Genomic DNA, 21,203 nt, shown 5'->3' on the forward strand with positions numbered 1-21,203 from the left:
TCGTTTAGGAGTGGGTGGTTGAGTCATACCGTTTTGCCTTTTATGGCTAACATAGCCAAATTATTGATTGCTTTAGTGCTACTGCAATTTGTGGGCGCCAATTTAGGTGCGCATCAATTACATGTGGGCAACAGCAACGAAGAGCAAAATAACCATCCACATCTTCAATTTACTACCGAAGTGATCAGCCTTGCTGAATGTGCCGATTGCGCTTGTGCACTCGATGGTTCATCACTGCATTCGGTTAATGATGATCATCAACATTTTGATACTATTACTGATTTTGAGAAAGTTGATGTGTGTTTAGATTGTCAGTGTCATGGTGGTCATGTGGCACTTGCTAAGCTTAACGATAATGTTGTTAGTGAACATTTTCATGACCTTTTTGCCGATACCAAACTGAACTATTTACCTCCTGAGTCTTTCCCTACTTATCGTCCTCCTATCGTTTAATCCCTTTAAAACACGTTTTTACTGTTTAGCTTCACCTCTATATTCGCTTTCATTGCGCTAATGAATGCTTTTTTGCATTCCATTATGGCGTGATATCTCGCTTGTAATGACGGTGGCTAAGCCTATTTCTGTTGATATTTATTGTCGACGGTCTAGATTGTTTTTAGGATTAACCATGAAAATCAAATCAGTCCAAGTACTACCTTTATTGGCAGCGTTGAATGACAACGCTATGTTGAGTCATTCAGTGAATCATTTTGTGAATCGTGCTCAGTTAAATGTTGCGCCAGGCACTCAGCCCATCTCTCTGCCAAGAATTCGAAAATCTTACCGCATGAACTCCAGCGTTTCGCGAGCATTATTGTTCAGTGTAGCGCTATTGCTATCATTATTTGCACTGTTTAGTTCGCCTGTGCAAGCCAGCAATGAATCAACAGAGGCGGTTCATCAAGAGTCGTTGTTAACCTTAAGTGCTGAGCAGCGCCAACTGGCGGGAGTGGAAGTGGCACAGTTAAGTGCGACCGCGTTTAATTTACAGGCCGTTGCCACCGCTCAGCTGGTTGTAGATAAAGACAAAACCATTACCATAGCGCCGCAATTAGATATGCAGGTGCTTAAGCGCCATGTGGTGCCAGGACAACAGGTGCAAAAAGGCCAACCATTATTGACTATCGGCGGGGCAGATATTGCTGCGGCGCAAGCTGACTACGTTAATGCAGCAACGGAGTGGGATCGCATAAAGCGCATGAGCAAAGGAACGATTAGTGCTAGTCAGCGGATGCAAACTGAGGTCAATGCAGAGCTTAAACGTGCCATTTTACAGTCGGTAATGATGTCCAAACAACAGATAGCCGAGCTAGCAACCTCGCCAAGTTCAATTGGTCAGTTTCAGTTGTTGGCTCCTATAAATGGTCGGGTTCAGCAAGATGTTGCCACCGTAGGACAAGTGCTAACCGCGGGCACACCTTTGATGCAACTAACCGATGAATCGTATTTGTGGGTGGAGGCTGAACTGACGCCATTACAAGCAGATCAAGTCAATATGGGCACCGATGTTTTAGTACGAGTGGGAAGCCGTACTCGAGAGGGTGTCATTATTGGGCGTTCGCATGAAATTAACTCGCAAACCCGCACTGAGCAAGTGTTGGTGCGGATGGCAAATCCAGGTCATGACTTACATGCTGGCGAGTTTGCCGAATTATACCTAGCAGCAAATCAAGGGGCTGAGCCGCTTGGATTTATTGTGCCAGATGCAGCGCTAACACGCAGTGGTGACGGTGACTGGCAGGTGTTTATCGAGCAAGATGGTGGATTTAGTGCAGTAGAAGTTTCTGTGGTGGAGCGCCAACGCGGACTGAGTTTTATTCGTGGTTTAGTTCCACAAACTCGCGTTGTTGTATCTGGTGCTTTTTTCTTAGCATCTGAGCAAGCCAAATCTGGCTTTGATATCCATAACCACTAAGCGCTAAGGCATCATAATGTTATATAAATTAATTGAGATTGCCGTTGAAAAGCGGTTATTGGTGTTACTTGGATTACTGGCCACTGTGGTGGCATCGGTATTCATGTTACCAAAACTAAATTTAGATGCGTTTCCGGATGTTACCAATGTGCAGGTGACCATTAATACTGAAGCGGAAGGGTTGGCGGCAGAAGAGGTCGAGAAGCTGATTAGCTATCCTGTCGAATCGGCAATGTATGCATTACCGGCAGTGACTGAGGTGCGTTCATTATCGCGTACTGGTTTGTCGCTAGTGACCGTGGTGTTTGCCGAAGGTACTGATATTTATTTTGCTCGTCAGCAAGTTTTTGAACAACTGCAAGCTGCAAAAGAGTCGATTCCTGCGGGTGTTGGCACCCCTGAAATCGGCCCAAACACTTCAGGTTTAGGGCAAATTTATCAATACATTTTACGGGCCGAGCCCGAAACCAATATCAGCGCATCTGAGCTGCGTAGCTTAAATGACTATTTAGTGAAGCTGATATTAATGCCTGTGAGTGGCGTGACTGAAGTGCTTTCATTTGGCGGCGAGGTGTTGCAATACCAAGTGCAAGTTGACCCTAATAAACTGCGCAGTTATGGCTTGTCGATGAGCCAAGTTAGCCAAGCATTGGAAAGTAATAACCGTAATGCTGGTGGTTGGTTTATGGACCAAGGCCAGGAGCAATTAGTGGTTCGTGGTTATGGTTTGTTGCCCGCTGGCGACGCAGGCTTACAAGCCATTGCCGACATCCCGTTAACCGAAATCAATGGCACGCCAATACGAGTGGCCGACATTGCTAATGTGGCTTTTGGTAGCGAAATAAGAGTCGGGGCAGTGACCATGTCGCGCAGGCAAGCAGCGGCTAATGGCTCGTCGTCCGATGTACAAGCGCTGGGTGAAGTGGTTGCTGGCGTTGTGCTTAAACGCATGGGCGCCAATACCAAAGCCACCATTGATGACATCAATTCACGTATTAGTTTAATTGAGCAATCCTTGCCAAAAGGAGTGTCATTTGAGGTGTTTTACGACCAAGCGGATTTAGTCGATAAAGCGGTCACGACTGTGGTTGAAGCGCTATTGATGGCCTTTGGATTTATCGTGATTATTTTGGCGTTATTTCTGGTCAATATACGGGCGACATTGTTGGTATTATTGTCGATCCCAGTGTCGATCGGGATCGCACTACTGATCATGTCTTACTACGGCATGTCAGCTAACTTAATGTCTTTAGGTGGCCTTGCTGTTGCGATCGGTATGCTAGTTGATGGTTCAGTGGTGATGGTCGAAAACATCTTTAAACATGTTAGCGGCGAAACTGGCGTCAACCAATCTGCTGATGTTCATTTTGATAGTGATGTTGATAGTGATGTTGATAGCGAATCTGATGCACAAACCCAAAGTATGGCGATTAGGATCATGCTGGCGGCAAAAGAAGTGTGCAGTCCTATCTTCTTTGCAACAGCGATTATCATCGTAGTATTTATGCCGTTATTTGCCCTAGAAGGTGTAGAGGGTAAATTATTTAAACCTATGGCCGTGAGCATTATTCTCGCCATGATGGCGGCATTAGTGGTGGCGTTATTTGCGGTGCCTGCATTGGCGGTGTTTCTATTTAAACGCGGTATTGTGGTGCGTCAAAGCAAGGTGTTGGCCCCCCTTGACGCAGTCTATCGACGAGTACTGACACTGGTGCTATCAAGTCCTAAATCAGTGATGTTAGCGGCAGTTGTTTTGTTTGCAGCAAGCATGCTGTTATTGCCAAAGTTGGGCACTGAATTTGTGCCTGAATTAGAAGAGGGCACCATCAACTTACGGGTGACATTGGCGCCTACAGCCAGTTTGGCTACTTCGGTTAACGTTGCGCCTAAAATTGAAGCCATGCTGCTGGAGTTTCCTGAGGTGGAATATGCGTTAAGTCGAATCGGGGCACCCGAACTTGGCGGCGACCCTGAGCCTGTGAGTAATATTGAAATATATATTGGTCTTAAACCGATAGAGCAATGGACATCGGCAAGCAATCGCTTTGAGCTACAGCGTTTAATGGAGCAACGGCTAGCGATATTCCCAGGACTATTGCTAACCTTCTCACAACCGATAGCGACTCGAGTCGATGAGTTGTTATCGGGCGTTAAAGCGCAGTTAGCGATTAAGATATTTGGCCCCGATTTGAGCATCTTGTCGGAAAAAGGTCAGGTGTTAACCGATTTAGTCGCTGCCATTCCTGGGGCGGTTGATGTGTCGCTAGAACAAGTCAGCGGTGAAGCTCAGTTAGTGGTTCGACCTAAACGTGAAGTCCTTGCTCGCTATGGTATTAGCGTCGATGAAGTCATGAGTTTAGTCACTCAAGGTATTGGTGGTGCCAGTGCTGGCCAAGTGATTGATGGTAATGCCCGTTATGACATTAACCTGCGATTAGCTGCGCAATATCGTAATGCGCCAGATGCGATTGAAGACTTGCTACTCAGTGGTGCTAATGGCGCGATTGTACGCTTGGGCGATCTCGCTGATGTGGTGATTGAAATGGCACCGCCGAATATTCGTCGTGACGATGTACAGCGCCGAGTGGTGGTGCAGGCTAATGTATCGGGGCGTGACATGGGTTCGGTGGTCAACGATATTTATGCCATAGTGCCGCAAGCGGAGTTACCTGCGGGCTATACTGTTGTGGTGGGCGGCCAATATGAAAACCAGCAACGGGCGCAACAAAAGCTAATGTTGGTGGTGCCCATTTCTATCGCACTTATTGGCTTATTGCTGTATTTCTCGTTTGGGTCACTCAAACAAGTGGCATTGATTATGGCTAACGTACCATTGGCATTAATCGGCGGCGTAGTGGCTTTATATGCCACTGGCACCTATTTGTCGGTGCCCAGTTCAATCGGCTTTATCACCTTGTTTGGTGTTGCGGTGTTGAATGGTGTGGTGCTGGTGGACTCGATTAACCAGCGCAGACAATCAGCAGATGAAAGTCTGTACGACAGTGTTTATCAAGGCACGGTAGGGCGGTTACGTCCGGTGTTAATGACGGCACTCACCTCAGCATTGGGGCTGATCCCTATCTTGTTATCATCTGGTGTGGGCAGTGAAATTCAACAGCCATTAGCGGTGGTGATCATTGGCGGCTTGTTTAGCTCAACGGCTTTGACTTTACTGGTGTTGCCGACGGTTTATCAGTGGTTGTATCGAGATAAGTTATCATCGAGATAAAGCCAATTAGCTAAATAACATTTCAATTTTAAGCCTAATTATCTGATTAGGCTTTTTCATTTTCATTCGTAAATTGCTCGAAAATAAACCTTGCTTATTTATGATTACAGTTGTAATTTAAATAAATGGATTACACCTGTAATCCATTTTCAGCCTAACAAGTACTAACAACAAATGAGCGATATCGCATGAACGAAATCAGCAATAGTGAATTAGTCGTGTTGCAACAACTTTGGCTGCAGTCGCCATTAACCTCGAGTGAAGTGGTTGATGCATTAGAACAAAGCCATAACATGCATGAAAAAACGGTTAAAACCTTGCTTAATCGTTTAGTCAAAAAACAAGCCGTCAGTTTTGAAAAACAAGGTCGGGTTTACCATTACTCACCTTTAATTGCTGAGCAGGACTATACCGTTAAAGAATCGCTTTCGTTTGTGGACCGCATGTTTGCTGGCAAGTTAACCCCATTGGTTGCCGGTTTTGCACAAAAGAACAAGCTGTCGGCAGAAGATGTCGCCGAACTGCAAACCTTACTTGATGATTGGCAAAAGGAACAAAAGTGATGATTACTTGGTTTATGGAACAAACCATCTCATTGAGCGTGGTGTGTTTGGCTTTACTGGTAATGCACCGGTTTATATTGTCTAGATTTGGGGCGCACTATACCTATTTTATGTGGATATCAGTGCCACTATTAATCATTGCCGATTTACTGCAAATAATATTACCGCACACCGTTAACTGGTTTGGCAGTAATAATACTGCCTCAATCATCCAGCAGTATTATGTGTTTGCTAGCGATACCGCTGCGTTGTCGGCAGGCTTACTTGACCTGTTATACCTGCCTTACCTCTACGGTGCAGTTATCACGTTATTAGTCGCTAATATCGTGATGGAATATGGCTATCTACAACGGTTAATCCAGCATGGACGTCAGCTAGATATTTCCTCTGTAAAGCTTAACGTTTTAGTCCATCCAGATATTGAATCACCTATGCTCGCAGGGTTTATTGCTCCCAGTATTTTGGTGCCAACAAGCTTTACATTACTCGATGAAAGCCAGCAGCAAGCCATTATTCAGCATGAGGTGTATCACTATCAACGTGGTGATTTATGGGCAAATGCCCTGGCTTATGGATTAACCGTATTGTTTTGGTTCAATCCGTTGATGTGGTTGAGTTACCGCCGATTTAGACAAGATCAAGAATTGTCATGTGATGCACAAGTCACTGCCGATATGAAAGCCCAAGCTAAAATTGCCTATAGCAGAACACTATTGGCCTATTCACAGCATGCGCCGTTGAGCATGTTACACACCCATTATGGGGATAAAACCATCTTAAAAGAGAGGATCTTACAGATGAAAAAGCAACATGGAAAAAGCACCTTAGCATTAATTGGAATGACATTGGCTATTGGTGTTAGTGCCTTTATGTTTAATCAGCAGGTATTTGCAGGCAATAATCTCAGCGTTGAAAACAAAACCGACTCTATGGCAATGCCTGTGATAAGAATTGAGCCTAGCTATCCAATTGATGCCGCTAAAGAAGGGCTTAATGGCTATGTGCAAATGTCATTTGATATCAGTCCAAATGGCAGTGTGAACAATGTGAGAGTGACCAAGTCGTCGCCGAAACAAGTGTTTGATGCATCGGCGGTTGCGGCGCTTGAACAATGGAAGTATCAACCCTCTGCAACTGGGTTTAAAGACCTACAAGTACAGTTAGACTATGTGATCCATCAACCTGATAAATCAGTTGAGAGAATCACTGTAAAATAACCTATATCAAAGATACTGAAAATGATTCAATGCCTCATTGTTATGGGGCATTGAATCATTTTTATAGATCAGGATTTTTGGGCTGCAGTTTTAGGCCTAGTTTATTGGCTAGCGGTTCAATTGCGGCGCCTTGAACAATGACCGAAATCAGTACAATGAAAAACACCATGTGGATCATTTCACGGGACCCCTCTACTCCTGCCGCAGCGGGAATAAGCGCAAAGACAATTGGCGTAGCACCTTTTAATCCGATCATAGAAACAAACAAACGTTTGCGCCAATTAGCTTGTTTAAATGGCAAGTAGCACAGCTGTACAGCCAATGGGCGCGCGACGACAATAAGTAATATGGCCGGGAGCAATGATGCCATGAACACCGGCATTAATTGCTGCGGGAATATCTGTAAGCCTAAAATGATGAACATTAATGACTGCGCTAACCACGATATACCATTAAAGAAATGCTTACTGACTTCAGCGCCCTTCTTTAAATAGTTGCCGATGATCACCCCAGCAATATAAACCGCAATAAGTTCGTTACCACCTAAGATTTCGGTACTTGATACTGTAATGGCAAAGCTGGCCAAAATAAAAACAGGAATAAGTCCGAATTCAGGCAGTTTAATGTTATTAAGTGCCCAAACGGCTAATTTACCCATTATTAACCCAACGACAGCCCCAACACCAATTTGCTGGCCGAGACTCGATATCACTGAAAGTGCTGTGGGTGCGCCGTTGGCACTATTGATAATAAAGTCGGTTAACATCACCACCATTAACAAGGCTACAGGGTCGTTGGTAGCTGATTCGAATTCTAAAATGGTGCCCGTACCGTGTTTTAATTTAAGTTTTTTCGACTCTAAAATAGAGAATACGGCCGCAGCATCAGTAGACGACACTACCGCGGCGAACAACATGCAAGTAATAAGGTTAAAGTCGAGTAACGCATTAAGGATAAAGCCAAAAATAATGGTAGTGAATATCACCCCAGCAGTGGATAACATGCCACCTTCTTTCCAAGAAAACTTAATGTGTTTCATTGGGGTATTGAGGCCACCCACAAATACTATGGTGTTTAATGCTAAGGTGCCAATCACTGAAGTAAGTTGCAGGTCGTCGTATACAAAACCAAATTCACCATTGCCAAATGCCAAGCCGACACCCATAAAGATCAATAACGACGGTAAGCCTAATGTTTTAGAAGGGTGATGGAGTAAAATGCCAATCGCAATAAGTATGGAGATCCCTAAAATAATAATATCAGGTGGCATATGGGCAACTCCTTGCGTGGGAAGATTGTATCAAATGGCTATTTTAGCATTAAAATCGCCTAAACTTACTTTATGAGCATTTATTAATATTTTTTTATATTCTTATAATCAATTTGATTAATGTCATTACCGTGTGTTTATTAGACTATATAAGTGTAATAAATAGCCACTCGCATTAACCTTTTTTGTTAACACATCTTGCTTAATCATCTTGTTGATAGTGGATGCGACATTTTTAGTTAACAAATTACCTCATTAGTGAGGTGTTAATATTAGCGTAAGCAGTATCACTCGGAGTTAACATGGCCATATTCATTAGCTTGTGGGGCGTAATCACATTCAGTTTTGGCCTGTTCATGATGCTGGCTCCAGCGCATTTTGCAGACCAAATTGTTCGTTTTAGCCATCAACGCTATTTCCATTACATTGAAATTATATCTCGGTTAGTTATTGGGACGGTCTTACTGCTCGATGCGCATAACACTTCATCACCATTAGTGTTCGAGGTGATAGGTAATTTATTGTTTATTATTGCAATTATTCTTGTTTTTATGACAGAGAAATATCACAAACAGTTTGCCTTATGGTCTGCCTCCTATTGTGTCAAAGCATTTAGACCCGCGGGATTTTGTGCCATCATTTTTGGTTTGTGGACCGTTTATGTTAGCTATTATTAAGTTGATTAGGTCTAAAACGTTATATTTCCGCTTTTTTTGTTAAAAATTTATGCCATTCAAATCTCCTCCTAAGGTGCATAGCCATTGGATTTGCATATTTCTGTCATGTTAATGAAATGTGACTGTCATGTTTACGCAGTCTTTTTGTCATTTTTGCAGGTTAGCTTGTCATCCAGCCAACTAACTCACACGCTTAAATCCGTCTTCGGAGATGACAATGGAACTGAAAAACATTTTTAAACTTACTGCACTTTCTACAGCCCTTGCTGCAACATTAGGGCTCGCTGGTTGTGGTGGTGATATTAATATCAATGCGGGTAGCGATACTGTTACACCTACTACGCCAACAACTCCAACTACACCCACTCAGACAGTTCAAGAAAAATCATACAGTGGCTTTGCAACTAAAAGCACCACAATGACAGCCGTTGATGGTAAAGAAGTTTGGGTATTAAAAGGTACGTTAGCTCCTTCTACTGCAGCATCAACGATTACCACTGGTGGCCAAGATGGCGACAAAATAGTGTTAGGTAATGACGTTGTATGGCAGCTTGATGGCGCAGTGATTGCCGGTGGCGATAATGCTAACGCGGTTGAGTTATCAATATTACCTGGCACCAAAATCTTAGGTGGCAGTGATTCTTATTTAGTGGTTAGCCGCGGTTCAAAAATCATGGCTGACGGTACGGCAACAGCGCCAATCGTATTTACGTCTGTTGAAACGGCTTTAGGCCAAGAAGGTAAAGCGGGTCAGTGGGGTGGTTTAGTTTTATTGGGTAATGCGCCAGTAAACACCTGCCCAGATTTAACCAATTGTTCAGCGTCTTTTGAAGTGGGTAACCACAGCTACGGTGGTAATGATACCGAAGACAATTCAGGTTCAATCAAGTATGTACGCGTTGAGTTTGGTGGTTTCAAAATCAATGACACCCAAGAAATGAACGGTATTAGTTTTGCCGGTGTGGGTGCGGGTACTGAAATTGACCACGTACAAGTTCACATGAATAACGATGATGGTTTTGAATTCTGGGGCGGTAATGTTTCAGTAACAAATATCGTACTGACAGAAAACTTTGATGACTCGTTAGATTGGACAAACGGTTGGCAAGGTAGCGCGCAGCACGTTTATATTCGTCAAGCGGACAATGCTTCTAACCGTGGTATTGAAGCTGACAGTAACAGTGACGCAAGTGCTGTACCTATGTCAAAACCAGTGTTAGCCAACTTTACTATTCAGGTTGCTAATGGCACCAACAGTGGTGGTGACGATGCGGAAGGTATTTTATTCCGTAAAGGTACTGGGGTGAATACTTATAACATTCTTGTTAAAGGTGACGTTGATTCTGGCGAATGTTTAGAGGTTAACGACGACAATACCGTTAACAACGCCAACACCGCTGAATTGACGATGCAAAACAGCTTAATTGATTGTGTTGAACCGTTCAAAAGTGCCAAGGCAGATGCTGCAGAAGGCCGTGCTTTAGCGCTAGATGTAGAAGCTTGGTACAACGGTCAAGACGGTAACTTAGTTGCCGCTTCTGATTTAACTGATTACATGCCTAATTCATCATCTGTTGCATTAACGGCTGGTAAGGCTGATTTGGCTAACCTTGATGCGCGTTTGGTTAATGCCAACTATATTGGTGCATTTGATGGCACTAACGACTGGACTAAAGGCTGGACTACAGCTATTCATGACGATGTGACGCCAACGCCAACTGAATTGCCAGTATTAACTTCTTGTCCTGTAGGCACAACAGCTTCAGCAGCGGCAACAGGGTTATATAAAGATGCATCAATCACGTTAATTTGTACCCTTGAAGGCAATGTCTTAAGCAACACGACGCTTCTCGCTGGCCAAAACGTAATGTACAAAATTGATGGCGGTGCAGTAGTAGTAGGTGGTGATAACACAACACCTGCAACATTAGCCATTCAAGCGGGTACTAAGCTATTCGCGACATCTAACAGTTTTATCGCGGTGAGTCGTGGCTCAAAAATTATGGCTCAAGGTAGTGCAACTCACCCAATTGAAATGACCTCTGAAGAAGATGTTATTGCGGGTGCAAGTGGCGAACGTGGTCAATGGGGTGGTTTGGTTATTCTAGGTAATGGTTTAACCAACACATGTCCTGATCATAATGCTTGTTCAGCGTCGTTTGAAGTCGGTGACTTTCCGTACGGTGGTAACAACAACGCTGATAACAGCGGTCAAATCAGCTACGTAGTGATTAAGTATGCTGGCTTTAAAGTGAATGATACTCAAGAAATGAACGGTATCTCATTTGCAGCAGTGGGCAGCGGAACTCAAGTAGACCATATTCAAATTCACGCTAACGGCGACGACGGTGTTGAGTTTTGGGGTGGTGCAGTTAACTTGAAATATGTTTACTTAACTGCCAACTTCGATGACAGCTTAGATTGGACTAACGGTTGGACGGGTAAAGCGCAGTTTGTGTATATCACTCACGAAGACGGTAATGCTAACCGTGGTATCGAAGGTGATAGCCATAAAGGTGCTACGGATACTCCGGTGTCAGCGCCTAAATTAGCTAACTTCACTATTTTACCGGGTACAGATATTGCTAACGCAAGTGGCGATAAAGGTGAAGGTATCTTACTACGTGTTGCTACTGCAGGTGAGTTATACAACGTGCTAGTACAAGGTCGTAAAGGCACTACTGCTGAAACTGAGTCTGGCGAATGTTTAGAGTTAGATGGCTCTTACGCTGGTTTAGTCGACAACGTAAACAACAGCACTTTGACTATGTCTCATTCAATTATCGACTGTAACGAGCCCTTTAAGTACAGCTCTGATAATGCCGCAACAGCCGACGCTGTGAATGTTGAAACCTGGTTCATGGGCCAAGAAGGTAACTCAACAGCTGCAGTGACTATCACTGACGGTATGCCAGCGGCAACGGATACAACGCTACTTGGCACAGGTAAAGACTTAAGCACAGATGATAGCTTCTTCGAATCAACCAACTTTATTGGTGCATTCGATGGCCAGAATGACTGGCGTCAAGGTTGGGCTTACTTTCCACAGTAATCACCTCGATAACGTTAATTTGTGACCTATTAATAGCCGCCCGCAAGGGCGGCTATCTCTGAACCGCATACAGGATAGTTAAGTATGAAAACCAAGCCGAGTTTTACCGTTAATAAGTTAAGCCTTGCCATTATCTCTGTGATTTCTGCGGCGACACTTTTAACAGCTACCCCCGTATACTCGCAAGAACCAGCGCCTGTTCGTGATCCTGGTGAAGTGATTCCAATTGAACCAATCGAAGTAATTTCAGTTACTGGGCGTCTACGTAGCTCTGCATCAGAAGCAACTGAAGAACGTCGTGAACAAATTGCTGTAGCCGATATTATGGGCTCAGAACAAATTTCAAGAACCGGTGACGGTGATGCAGCCGCAGCGCTTCGTCGTGTGACAGGTTTAACCTTAAAAGATGGCAAATTCATTTATGTTCGTGGCTTAGGTGAGCGTTATTCAAGTACCTCACTGAATGGCGCGACAGTGCCGTCACCGGATCCAACCCGTAACGTAGTGCCTTTAGATATGTTCCCTGCATCGATCATTGAATCGTTATCGGTGCAAAAGTCTGCCTCAGCCAATTCACCTGCCGCATTTGGTGGTGGGCATGTTGATATTCGCACTAAATCAATTCCGGCCGATTTCTTCTTTAAAGCAAGTGTTGGCGGCCGTTATAACACCAATGACTCAAACGACAGCTACACCTACAACGGGGGTGGCGATGATTGGACCGGCCAAGACGATGGCACTCGCAGTATGCCAAGCAACATTAATAACACCATTAATCAATATGGTGGAATTAGCCCAATTGATATCGTGAGTAATTCTAATGGCGCTATAAATTACCCGGCAGCACAACAAGTTAACCGCGAATTGGCACTAGACATGTACCGCGATATGACGGTGCGCAGCCAAAGTACAGACCCTGCAATGCGCGGCGATATCGCCATTGGTGATCGTTGGGACATTACCGACGACATTATCTTTGGTGCATTGTCAGCCGTGTCTTACAAGAAGCAAGCTGAAAACTACACTAAACGTGAAGTTGAGCTTGATGGTGATAGCAGCCAAGTACAAGTTGAAAACCAGAAAGACATCGTCGGTACTGATTCAATAGTCCAAGTGTCTGGCATGCTTAACTTAGGCTTAGAGATTGGCTACAACCATAAAATCGAAACCTTCACCACTTACCTGCAAGACACTTCCGATGACGTGTCTATGGGGATTGAAGAAACCATCGATACCTTGGGCGAACCAAATGCACTGCAAGTTTACGCCATTGATTACGAAGAACGTTCGCTTATCAGTAACCAAATTAAAGGTCATCATTTTATTGAATATTTGAATGACTCTGAATTTAATTGGAAGTTCTCCGATGCACGTTCTGAGCGTTATGCCCCGAATGAAGTGTCGTATACCTACAACGTGATTTTAGATGAGAGCAATCAATTATTATCACGTAACCTCAATACTCAAGATGCACCCAAGTATGTTTATAGTCGCCTAGAAGATGACAGCCAAAACTATGGTTGGGACTTTATGTACCCCATTAATCTAGACGGTGCAGTGGTTAAACTGACTACCGGCTATGAATACTTTGAGCGTACTCGCGAAAGCTATGCAACTCGCTTAGGTTTTGATGTCGATTTAAGCCCAACTGATGCCAATGGCGCTATTTTAGCGGGTGATTTTGATGAGATTTTCTCTGATAAAAACATTACCGACAATACCTTAGGGCTAGAGCTAAAAGACGCATCAACTGACACCGAAGACTACATTGCCGCCGAGAAAAACGACGCTGCATTTGTGAGCATGGACATCGACTTTGACGATGTTTGGCGGGTATATGCTGGTATTCGTTATGAAGATTTTCGTCGCGTCACTTTGCCTATCGACCCAAATGGTGAAATATCAGATGAAGGTGGTCGTTATCAGTTATCTGACTACGTGATAGCAGAAGACGGTTGGTTCCCATCGTTGTCATTAACCTGGAAGCAAACCGACACCACCCAATGGCGTTTTGGCGCGAGTAAAACCATTGTACGACCAGATCTACGTGAAGTGTCACCGGTTCGATTCCAAGACCCCGTTACCGGTTTTGACTTCTTCGGTAACCCAGAGTTAAAGAGTTCAGACATTCTTAACTTAGATTTACGTTGGGAATACTATTCTGATTCAGGCAATAATTTCAGCATGGGCGCATTCTATAAAGATGTAGACGCACCGATTGAACCTATTCAACGTATTTCAGAAGCTGGGCGTCAGCTCAAGTTTTATAACGCGCAGTCGGGTTATGTGTACGGTCTTGAAACCGAGTTCTTACAAGAGCTTGAGTTTTTAGGTAGCGAAGGCAGCATTTGGGAAGACTTCTTTGTTGCAGGTAACTTAACCCTTGGCGACTCAGAAATCGATATCGCTGCTAACGGCGAAATTGACCCAACCAATAAAACCCGCCGCATGACCGGACATTCACAATGGGTGGCTAACTTACAGTTAAGTTACGACTCGTCAGACAGTTATCACAGTGCCACATTAGTGTATAACGTGTTTGGTGAACGTATTGCTTATGGTGGCCGTGGTGGTTTAGACGATGTATTTGAAAAGCCATTCCATAGCCTTGATTTTACGTATAGTTTCTTCCCGACAGATAGTTTTACGGTAAAAGTAAAAGCGAAAAATATCTTAGGTGAAACTACTGAATACGAACAGCAAGATCTGCAAGTGTACGCCAAAGACCCTGGCACAGAGTTCACCTTGCAGTTTAGCTATGAGTATTAATACGTTTAATAGCCATATGTAATCGTCACGTTCAAGAGTCACGTTTAAAAGAGTACTTGTTTTTAGCGGTTTTTACTCATCATTTCAATCGCTAAAAATGTGCACGGCCACTTTCTTCGGAACAAAGAAAGTGGCCTTTTTTGTTTAATAACAAGATAACGCTACACAAACTCAGCTTATCTAACGAATAAATAAATAAACCTCAGTGTAAACATTGGCACTTTTCTATTTCAAATTGGGTAGAATACTGGCTTGCTCGTTACTGATATCTCAATGGACCCGTGTTAATGCCCAAAATATTGCCCCTGTTCACCCCGTTAAAGCTGTGTATATATTTGATGTTGGCGTTATCGACCAGTGCATGTGCTATGCCGATAGGCATGACCCAAGCGGGTAGTATTACCGCCCCGACCATTGACGAAGCCAGCGGTTTGGCGGTATCGCGGCTCAACGACAATATATTGTGGGTACATAACGACAGTGGTGACACCGCAAGGATTTTTGCCATCGATACCCAAGGTCATCAGTTGGCGACAGTCAACATTACAGGTGTTAGGAATACCGATTGGGAAGACATCGCCTCGTTCGTTTATCAAGGTGAGTCGTATTTATTGATCGCCGATGTGGGTGATAACCAAGCTAAACGATCGCAATATCAGTTACATCTGATCAAAGAGCCAGATTTAAGCCAGCTTAATGGTCAAAAAACACTGGCGGCTAAACCCGTTTGGAGCATGACATTCACCTACCCAGATGGTGCACACGATTGTGAATCTGTGGCCGTTGATGTCGCCAAGCAAAAAATACTGTTACTGAGCAAACGCGATAAACTGCCAATATTATTCGAGCTGCCTTTAATCGCTCCGGTTTTAGGGCAAAGCGCTTCAAGCAATTCATCGGTTCAAATTGTTAACAAACAAGCCAAAAGGCTAGGCGAAATCGCGCCATTACCAACAGCCATGCTCGATTACGCCAGTATCTATACCTGGATTGGTTTTGCCGGGAAACCCACAGCCATGGATATATCAGCTGATGGTTTATCGGCGGTGGTATTAACCTACACTCACGCGTTCTATTTTACTCAAACTGAGCCAGGTGATTGGTTAACGCTGTTTTCTACGCCACCACAAGAGATTTCTCTGCCAGCGATAAAACAAGCCGAAGCAGTGGGTTTCAGCCAAGATGGTAACAGTGTTTTTATCACCTCAGAGATGATCCCAGCACCCTTGTATAAGATGGATTTGAAAGGGGCTGATATGCTGCAGTAGATAACATTATTTGCACTGAAACTGGCCAGATACAGTCACAGGCAGGGTATACGTCATCATCGAGTGCTTAGAACCTGGTTTTTAAGCGTTACCGGTAGTTTTTTGCTTTGCACTTATGGCCAGAGACCACTAACGTCGTGGCGCTTCTTTATTATGTTTGGCAGGAGTGAATGATGTCAGCTATTAGACTCATTGTTCGCGTGACGCCGTAAATATATCCCTACTTAATGTTAATTGACTTGAGTGCAGCATTTTTGCTTCACACGCCTCGAACTATTTAACTTAATATCATTTTTAGTAACTTAGACTGAGCGTAGATGGGTCATCTGTTTCAATGTAAACGGCTTTAAATTGCTTAGCGCCATTTTCACCTTCAGTGATATTGGTAAAGGAATAGTTGTCAGTAAATTTAGACAATTCAGCAGTGTTTTCATCATTACCATCAAAGTTAAAAGACACTAAACAGATTTTTCCTGCGCAAGAATAACGTTCAGAATAAACTTGAATATCTTCTAACTGATATAAACTTTGAGCTAAAGTGGCTTCACGTATTGCAGCATTTTCTGATTTTTCTATGGCATCAACTTTCGCAATAAACTCCTCAAAATCACTCACTTTGAATGAATCCTCTAGAGCAGCTTTAGACACCTCACCATCTTCATTTATGAAACCTGATGTTAACTGTTCAGAGCTCTGAAAATGACTCTTAGTCAAATGGGTAAATTGGTTGAAGAAATCTTCATTATCCTCGGCGACTACACTTGTGTTTAATTCAATATCATTGGGTGCTTCTGCGATTATCTCATTACTTATATTCGGTATATTACTTGATGAAGTTTGTGTCTCAGAGCTTATTGAAGACGCGACATCTGGCAGAATAATAGATTTAGTATCTTGTTGATTAAAATATGAGTAGCAAAAGTAAGTTAAAAATAAAACACAAATAAAGACGAGAATCGATTTCAACATAGTTGTTTTTTCCTTAAAACAAACGCTAGGTACATGATGAGCCTGAAATTTGAACAAGATTATCGTACCATCAATATTATCGATTTATGTACTAATATGTTATTGAGCTTGTACGTCTTCTATCAATTTTTGCCACTGTGGGTATTCTGCAAAGCTTTGTTGTAAGTCGCCCCAGGGTGTCAGTGCTTCGGCCATAGACGGCGCGGTATTTTGGCTGGTCTGATACAAATAATAAAAGGCAGAGGCTCGGTAATTAGCTGCGCAATGGACCAACACTGGTGCATCGCCATTTTGCTGCATTAGGCTAAAAAATTGCTGTAGATTTTCTGGTGTAGGCTGCTGCCAGTCCACACTAATATTGTGATAGTTCATGCCCAGTTGCGTGACGATCTGCTGCTCATTTGGCAAGGCATTTGGGTTGTCGTTAGGGATAAGGTTTATCACAGTTTTGATACCCGCTTGAGCAAGTTGTTCAAATTGAAGCTCTGTCGGTAAACCCGAGGTAATCACTTGTTGGTTATTAAACTTAACCGCTTTAATGTCACCCAGTTTGCTGGTATCAATGTTTGCCATGCTGCTTGCGCGGTTCATATCAGCACTGTTCATATCAGCACTGTTCATATCGACACTATTCACTTCCGAGCTATTCATACCCGAACTAAATACTCCCGCACTAAAAAAGAAACAACACATTAATATGCTGGTGGACAGTAGGTTATAACGTTGCAGTATATTCATGTGATTCCCTGGGTTAATTTAATACGTGGTTGGTATTGTTAAGCTCAAGTTAACCATACCATTGTTAAGTTTTCATATAAAAATTACAGGTCTAAAGTGACACCTTGCAAAGGCCAAACCCACAGTTGTTCCGGTAATGTTGTTGATCTGGAATTTAGCGCTAAGCCGTCATCCTCGAGTGCTTTTATCGGGGATCCAGCTCTATTTTTTGTATTTATGGCCTGCGGCCACTAAGGTCGTGGCGCTTCGCCCACACCAGACCAAGAGGAAACCAACGGCTGTTCCCTCTTGGATCTCCCTGCCGCCCCGCAACATTTTCAAACAGCGAAAAGGTCGCCATGGGGTCAAGTTTAACTTTGATCTGCATTTGTGTCTGCTTCAGCCTTATTCGAAAATGCTATCGCTTCCGATGGTACATCCTGTACCGCGAAAGCTAGCCAGACATCCATGTCTGGACTCACGTCATTTTCCTCAACGACCTCAATTCATGGAACCCTGAAAATGTTAAACCAAGCATCATAATGAGATTCTGTGATGAATGGTAAAAATCGGCTGAATGACTAAAAAATACATCTTAAAAGGTGTAATTAGAACAATCGATTAGCAGAAATATTGTACAAAAAATCACTACCGCAAAAAAGAAAATTCCGATAGCATGTTATGTTAATAGTTACCGATTAATATGGATGTGGCATCGGCCAAGTTCAACAAGCGATTTATGCTTTGCAAACAGCGCAACGCATAAATACTAAAACGTTATGTGTAAACGGATATCGTCGAGTATATGGATATTTTCAAAGGTATAGATTTCAATGACTTGTTTGTTCTCGGTTGGAGTTCAAATGCAACTGAAATCACATTCAAAATTGAGGCTAGCATTTGGCCTGATTCACCTCATTATCTAAATCCAAAACCTGATGAATATACTTGCTACCGTAAATGTGAAATTCAATTTACGGATTTTACTTCATATTCAGGGCTTTCTGAACAAAGTAGCGTTAACCCAAGCATAGATATAAATGGTTCAATTGATTATGGCAATATAGATTCGTTAATTATAACAAATCAAGGCTTTAAGGTTGTTGGTGAGTTTGGTAACTTAGAAGTTATAAACGGTAAAGTTCAGTTAAAAATTTACACATAACAAGTTGCTCAATTTCGTTCCGGCCACAAAAAGCGTGGCCTCCACGGGACTGCCTACGCTGCGCTACGGCAGCCCATTAGCAATGCGTTAGGAATAGGATTTTCATTTGAAGCAACATAGTGTTCAAGAAGCTTACCTTAAGAAGTTTGAGGACAAATGTCGAATTTGGGTTCATGAGGCGACAGATATGAAGCCTCGCCATATTCCGGCGAAAAAGTGCACAATGGAAGTTGACTTTCAAAATTACAAATTGGAATCTTCACAAAACAATAATATTGAAAAGCCAGCAATTGACGTCATTCGCTCACTTTATTCAGGTGGGAAGTTAAACGAAAGCCAAGCTATGAAGTTGTTTGCATGGACTGAACTTCATCTAATTCGTAATGAAAAATTTAGGTATAAGCCAGATGTAAATTACGCTGACGAGTATTATTCTTTAATAGAAGTAGAAGAAAAATTTGCTAATTATTACAACTGCATCTCAACCTATAATTGTGAAGAAGGTGAGTTTTTCATTACTTCAGATAATCCAATTTTAGAGATTTTTATTAGTGGTATTATTGTCAGACTGTTTGTTATTTCCCCTAAAACATTAGTTATGATGTCACCTAGAAGCGGGTTTCCAGAAACTGAAATTAGTTTCACAGAGATGATAAATTCAACTATATATGCAAATAAATACAAATATGTGTTTAGTCATAAACAGGAGTTACCCTTAGATTTATTTGAAAAAAATGCAACTAGATTTAAGTTACGTAATAATAAACCGTCACCAAAATTTCGGTATACGCTAAAAAATTCCTAACAAGGCGTTTAAAAGTAACTAAAACAGTGGGTTAAGTTTCATTCCGCTACACATTCTAACCCACAATTTTAGTCCGCTTAACGCGGCGTTAACTGGTTTTTAAAAGGTATCTCATGAGTCGCAATAGTCAGCAAAAAAGATCAAAAAAGAAAGCTGTAAAGGCGAAAGTTACTATTTTTAGGGGGGATTACCCTGCCGTTGCAACCAGTTAACAATTTGCTTAAACGGAGTAAAAAAACAGTTGGTTATAGCTTCGCGATTTTAACCAACCATTTTTATCCGCTCAGGGCGTTAACCATGCCACCCATTATTAAATTTCTGGAGCGAGCTGTATTTTGAGTACTTTTTTAGGCATTTGTTTACTGATGCTGCCATTGATCTTTTTTGGCATTTATTCAAATCATGAATTCGATTTATCGCTTTCGGATAACTTAAAAAAATGGAAATGGGGTAAGTATTTTGCCGTTATTCTTGTACTTGTATACGTAGTCTATTTGCTAATGTATGGGCACAGTTACGTTGTAATGGGTATCGATGAAACAAGCACGTATTTAGAAGATTGGGTGCTGTATTATCTTGTGCCAGGTTTATGCTTAGCGGCAGTAATATATTCCAAACCAGTAGGTTACTTTTTTGGTGATAATAGCTCAGAGTTTGGCTCATCGATTAAAGAAGATGTCGCTTTTATGCTTGGCCTTCTGTGGTTGTTATTTTTTACTTGGCAAATATTCTTAGAAAGCTTGTAAACGACACGAATTAATCATGGCATCCATTGGTAAATTTTCCATTGTTAAATTTTTACCTAGCCTTTTAAAGCCAGCTAGTAAAGTGAAGCTAGACTGTTCACCCTTTACTATGATGAAGTGCCACGCAGGCCATAAATGCAAAGAGTAAACACCTGGATTCCGGCTCAACCGCATTGCCCGAACGACGGTGAAAAAGTAAGGTTAATCTACTAGCATCCAATCGACTTGAACGCCAGCTTGCTCAAACATCTCTTCGCTGACTTTAATCTTATCTCCCCAGCGTGATAAAAAATCTTCGTTGGGTTGCGGGCTATGCACAGCGCGTAATCCTGTTTGGATAATCTTGGCGGCGCAGTTTGGGCAGGGGAAGTGGGTTACCCAAATCTCACAGCTACTGAGATCTCGTTTGGCATGGAGAATGGCATTTTCTTCTGCATGGAGCGTTTTTAGCAGTTTCATTTCACGGTTATCGGTTTCAGCGCTATCTGATATTCCGTGAGGATAACCATTAAAGCCTAGCGAGACGATGCGATTGTTTTCGGTGATTACTGCGCCAACTCGGGTGGAAGGGTCTTTACTCCAAGATGCTACGAGCTCGGCCATTTGTAAAAAGCGTGTCGCCCATTTTGTCATCATCTTATTGCCGTTCCTATGCTTTATGTATCACGTTAATTATTATTTCAATTAGGTGCTATTCTCTATGCAGAACAGTGATAAATCAACCTTCAATATTCTAACCTTGGAGCCACTTACTCTTTCTCTTTCTTATATTAAGTAGGGTTATGGTGCGCCTGTATAGCGGAATTTGACTGCCAATTATTTAGGTCGCGTTTACTTATTC

At 42.6% G+C, this 21,203-nt stretch carries 16 protein-coding genes; 12 read left to right on the forward strand and 4 right to left on the reverse strand.

Going from position 1 to position 21,203, the window contains the following annotated elements; translation table 11 throughout:
- Positions 1 to 42 precede the first annotated feature (42 nt).
- The 5 genes from AAEY97_RS06750 to AAEY97_RS06770 all read left to right on the forward strand — a co-directional run bounded on the left by AAEY97_RS06750 (position 43) and on the right by AAEY97_RS06770 (position 6,924).
- A complete protein-coding gene (locus AAEY97_RS06750; protein ID WP_162024407.1) occupies positions 43 to 453 on the forward strand; it encodes a hypothetical protein in 411 nt (136 codons plus the stop codon).
- A gap of 175 nt (positions 454 to 628) precedes the next feature.
- Positions 629 to 1,915 carry an efflux RND transporter periplasmic adaptor subunit gene (locus AAEY97_RS06755; RefSeq protein WP_502959436.1) on the forward strand — a complete coding sequence of 429 codons (1,287 nt, stop codon included), beginning with the start codon at positions 629 to 631 and terminating at the stop codon, positions 1,913 to 1,915.
- Between the two features lie 16 nt (positions 1,916 to 1,931).
- Positions 1,932 to 5,144: an efflux RND transporter permease subunit gene (locus tag AAEY97_RS06760; RefSeq protein ID WP_350997539.1), complete on the forward strand. Its 3,213-nt coding sequence runs from the start codon at positions 1,932 to 1,934 to the stop codon at positions 5,142 to 5,144.
- A gap of 188 nt (positions 5,145 to 5,332) precedes the next feature.
- Positions 5,333 to 5,707, forward strand: coding sequence for a BlaI/MecI/CopY family transcriptional regulator (locus AAEY97_RS06765; RefSeq protein ID WP_350997542.1), 375 nt, complete (start codon positions 5,333 to 5,335; stop codon positions 5,705 to 5,707).
- On the forward strand, positions 5,707 to 6,924 hold the full coding sequence (locus tag AAEY97_RS06770) for a TonB family protein (RefSeq protein WP_350997545.1): 1,218 nt from the start codon (positions 5,707 to 5,709) through the stop codon (positions 6,922 to 6,924). Before AAEY97_RS06765 ends, AAEY97_RS06770 begins: the two co-directional genes overlap by 1 nt.
- Before the next feature lie 61 nt (positions 6,925 to 6,985).
- Here AAEY97_RS06770 and AAEY97_RS06775 read toward each other — a convergent pair whose 3' ends face one another.
- Complete coding sequence (locus tag AAEY97_RS06775; RefSeq protein ID WP_162023955.1) at positions 6,986 to 8,194, reverse strand: potassium/proton antiporter; 1,209 nt, start codon at positions 8,192 to 8,194, stop codon at positions 6,986 to 6,988.
- 302 nt (positions 8,195 to 8,496) lie between these two features.
- Between AAEY97_RS06775 and AAEY97_RS06780 the strand changes: the two genes are divergently transcribed.
- The 4 genes from AAEY97_RS06780 to AAEY97_RS06795 all read left to right on the forward strand — a co-directional run bounded on the left by AAEY97_RS06780 (position 8,497) and on the right by AAEY97_RS06795 (position 15,960).
- Entirely contained in the window at positions 8,497 to 8,871 is a 375-nt protein-coding gene (locus AAEY97_RS06780) for a hypothetical protein (RefSeq protein WP_162023954.1), read from the forward strand.
- A 217-nt stretch (positions 8,872 to 9,088) separates the two neighbouring features.
- Positions 9,089 to 11,923: a beta-helix domain-containing protein gene (locus tag AAEY97_RS06785; protein WP_162023953.1), complete on the forward strand. Its 2,835-nt coding sequence runs from the start codon at positions 9,089 to 9,091 to the stop codon at positions 11,921 to 11,923.
- A gap of 84 nt (positions 11,924 to 12,007) precedes the next feature.
- Positions 12,008 to 14,692 (forward strand): TonB-dependent receptor domain-containing protein, encoded by a 2,685-nt coding sequence (locus tag AAEY97_RS06790; protein ID WP_350997550.1) that lies wholly within the window; start codon positions 12,008 to 12,010, stop codon positions 14,690 to 14,692.
- Between the two features lie 287 nt (positions 14,693 to 14,979).
- Positions 14,980 to 15,960 (forward strand): hypothetical protein, encoded by a 981-nt coding sequence (locus AAEY97_RS06795; protein WP_350997553.1) that lies wholly within the window; start codon positions 14,980 to 14,982, stop codon positions 15,958 to 15,960.
- Positions 15,961 to 16,254: 294 nt separating this feature from the next.
- Here the strand turns inward: AAEY97_RS06795 and AAEY97_RS06800 are convergent, their stop codons facing one another.
- Together AAEY97_RS06800 and AAEY97_RS06805 are read right to left on the reverse strand one after the other, a co-directional pair.
- Positions 16,255 to 16,929, reverse strand: coding sequence for a hypothetical protein (locus AAEY97_RS06800; protein WP_350997556.1), 675 nt, complete (start codon positions 16,927 to 16,929; stop codon positions 16,255 to 16,257).
- A gap of 99 nt (positions 16,930 to 17,028) precedes the next feature.
- On the reverse strand, positions 17,029 to 17,667 hold the full coding sequence (locus tag AAEY97_RS06805; protein WP_350997559.1) for a protein tyrosine phosphatase family protein: 639 nt from the start codon (positions 17,665 to 17,667) through the stop codon (positions 17,029 to 17,031).
- A gap of 784 nt (positions 17,668 to 18,451) precedes the next feature.
- On the opposite strand from AAEY97_RS06805, the gene AAEY97_RS06810 reads away from it, so the two are divergent.
- From AAEY97_RS06810 to AAEY97_RS06820, 3 genes are all read left to right on the forward strand, one after another.
- Positions 18,452 to 18,811: a hypothetical protein gene (locus AAEY97_RS06810; RefSeq protein WP_350997562.1), complete on the forward strand. Its 360-nt coding sequence runs from the start codon at positions 18,452 to 18,454 to the stop codon at positions 18,809 to 18,811.
- 106 nt (positions 18,812 to 18,917) lie between these two features.
- Positions 18,918 to 19,616 carry a hypothetical protein gene (locus AAEY97_RS06815; RefSeq protein ID WP_350997565.1) on the forward strand — a complete coding sequence of 233 codons (699 nt, stop codon included), beginning with the start codon at positions 18,918 to 18,920 and terminating at the stop codon, positions 19,614 to 19,616.
- A 335-nt stretch (positions 19,617 to 19,951) separates the two neighbouring features.
- A complete protein-coding gene (locus AAEY97_RS06820; protein ID WP_350997568.1) occupies positions 19,952 to 20,362 on the forward strand; it encodes a hypothetical protein in 411 nt (136 codons plus the stop codon).
- Positions 20,363 to 20,563: 201 nt separating this feature from the next.
- On the opposite strand, the gene AAEY97_RS06825 is transcribed toward AAEY97_RS06820, so the two are convergent.
- Positions 20,564 to 20,998 carry a dCMP deaminase family protein gene (locus AAEY97_RS06825; RefSeq protein ID WP_350997571.1) on the reverse strand — a complete coding sequence of 145 codons (435 nt, stop codon included), beginning with the start codon at positions 20,996 to 20,998 and terminating at the stop codon, positions 20,564 to 20,566.
- Positions 20,999 to 21,203 lie beyond the last annotated feature (205 nt).

Source organism: Shewanella sp. TB7-MNA-CIBAN-0143 (assembly GCF_040310065.1).
Lineage (GTDB): Bacteria > Pseudomonadota > Gammaproteobacteria > Enterobacterales > Shewanellaceae > Shewanella.

Coding starts and splice junctions, on each gene's coding strand:
- AAEY97_RS06750 (WP_162024407.1), top strand. CDS start 43: ATGGCTAACATAGCCAAATTATTGATTGCTTTAGTGCTACTGCAATTT.
- AAEY97_RS06755 (WP_502959436.1), top strand. CDS start 629: ATGAAAATCAAATCAGTCCAAGTACTACCTTTATTGGCAGCGTTGAAT.
- AAEY97_RS06760 (WP_350997539.1), top strand. CDS start 1,932: ATGTTATATAAATTAATTGAGATTGCCGTTGAAAAGCGGTTATTGGTG.
- AAEY97_RS06765 (WP_350997542.1), top strand. CDS start 5,333: ATGAACGAAATCAGCAATAGTGAATTAGTCGTGTTGCAACAACTTTGG.
- AAEY97_RS06770 (WP_350997545.1), top strand. CDS start 5,707: ATGATTACTTGGTTTATGGAACAAACCATCTCATTGAGCGTGGTGTGT.
- AAEY97_RS06775 (WP_162023955.1), bottom strand. CDS start 8,194: ATGCCACCTGATATTATTATTTTAGGGATCTCCATACTTATTGCGATT.
- AAEY97_RS06780 (WP_162023954.1), top strand. CDS start 8,497: ATGGCCATATTCATTAGCTTGTGGGGCGTAATCACATTCAGTTTTGGC.
- AAEY97_RS06785 (WP_162023953.1), top strand. CDS start 9,089: ATGGAACTGAAAAACATTTTTAAACTTACTGCACTTTCTACAGCCCTT.
- AAEY97_RS06790 (WP_350997550.1), top strand. CDS start 12,008: ATGAAAACCAAGCCGAGTTTTACCGTTAATAAGTTAAGCCTTGCCATT.
- AAEY97_RS06795 (WP_350997553.1), top strand. CDS start 14,980: ATGCCCAAAATATTGCCCCTGTTCACCCCGTTAAAGCTGTGTATATAT.
- AAEY97_RS06800 (WP_350997556.1), bottom strand. CDS start 16,929: ATGTTGAAATCGATTCTCGTCTTTATTTGTGTTTTATTTTTAACTTAC.
- AAEY97_RS06805 (WP_350997559.1), bottom strand. CDS start 17,667: ATGAATATACTGCAACGTTATAACCTACTGTCCACCAGCATATTAATG.
- AAEY97_RS06810 (WP_350997562.1), top strand. CDS start 18,452: ATGGATATTTTCAAAGGTATAGATTTCAATGACTTGTTTGTTCTCGGT.
- AAEY97_RS06825 (WP_350997571.1), bottom strand. CDS start 20,998: ATGATGACAAAATGGGCGACACGCTTTTTACAAATGGCCGAGCTCGTA.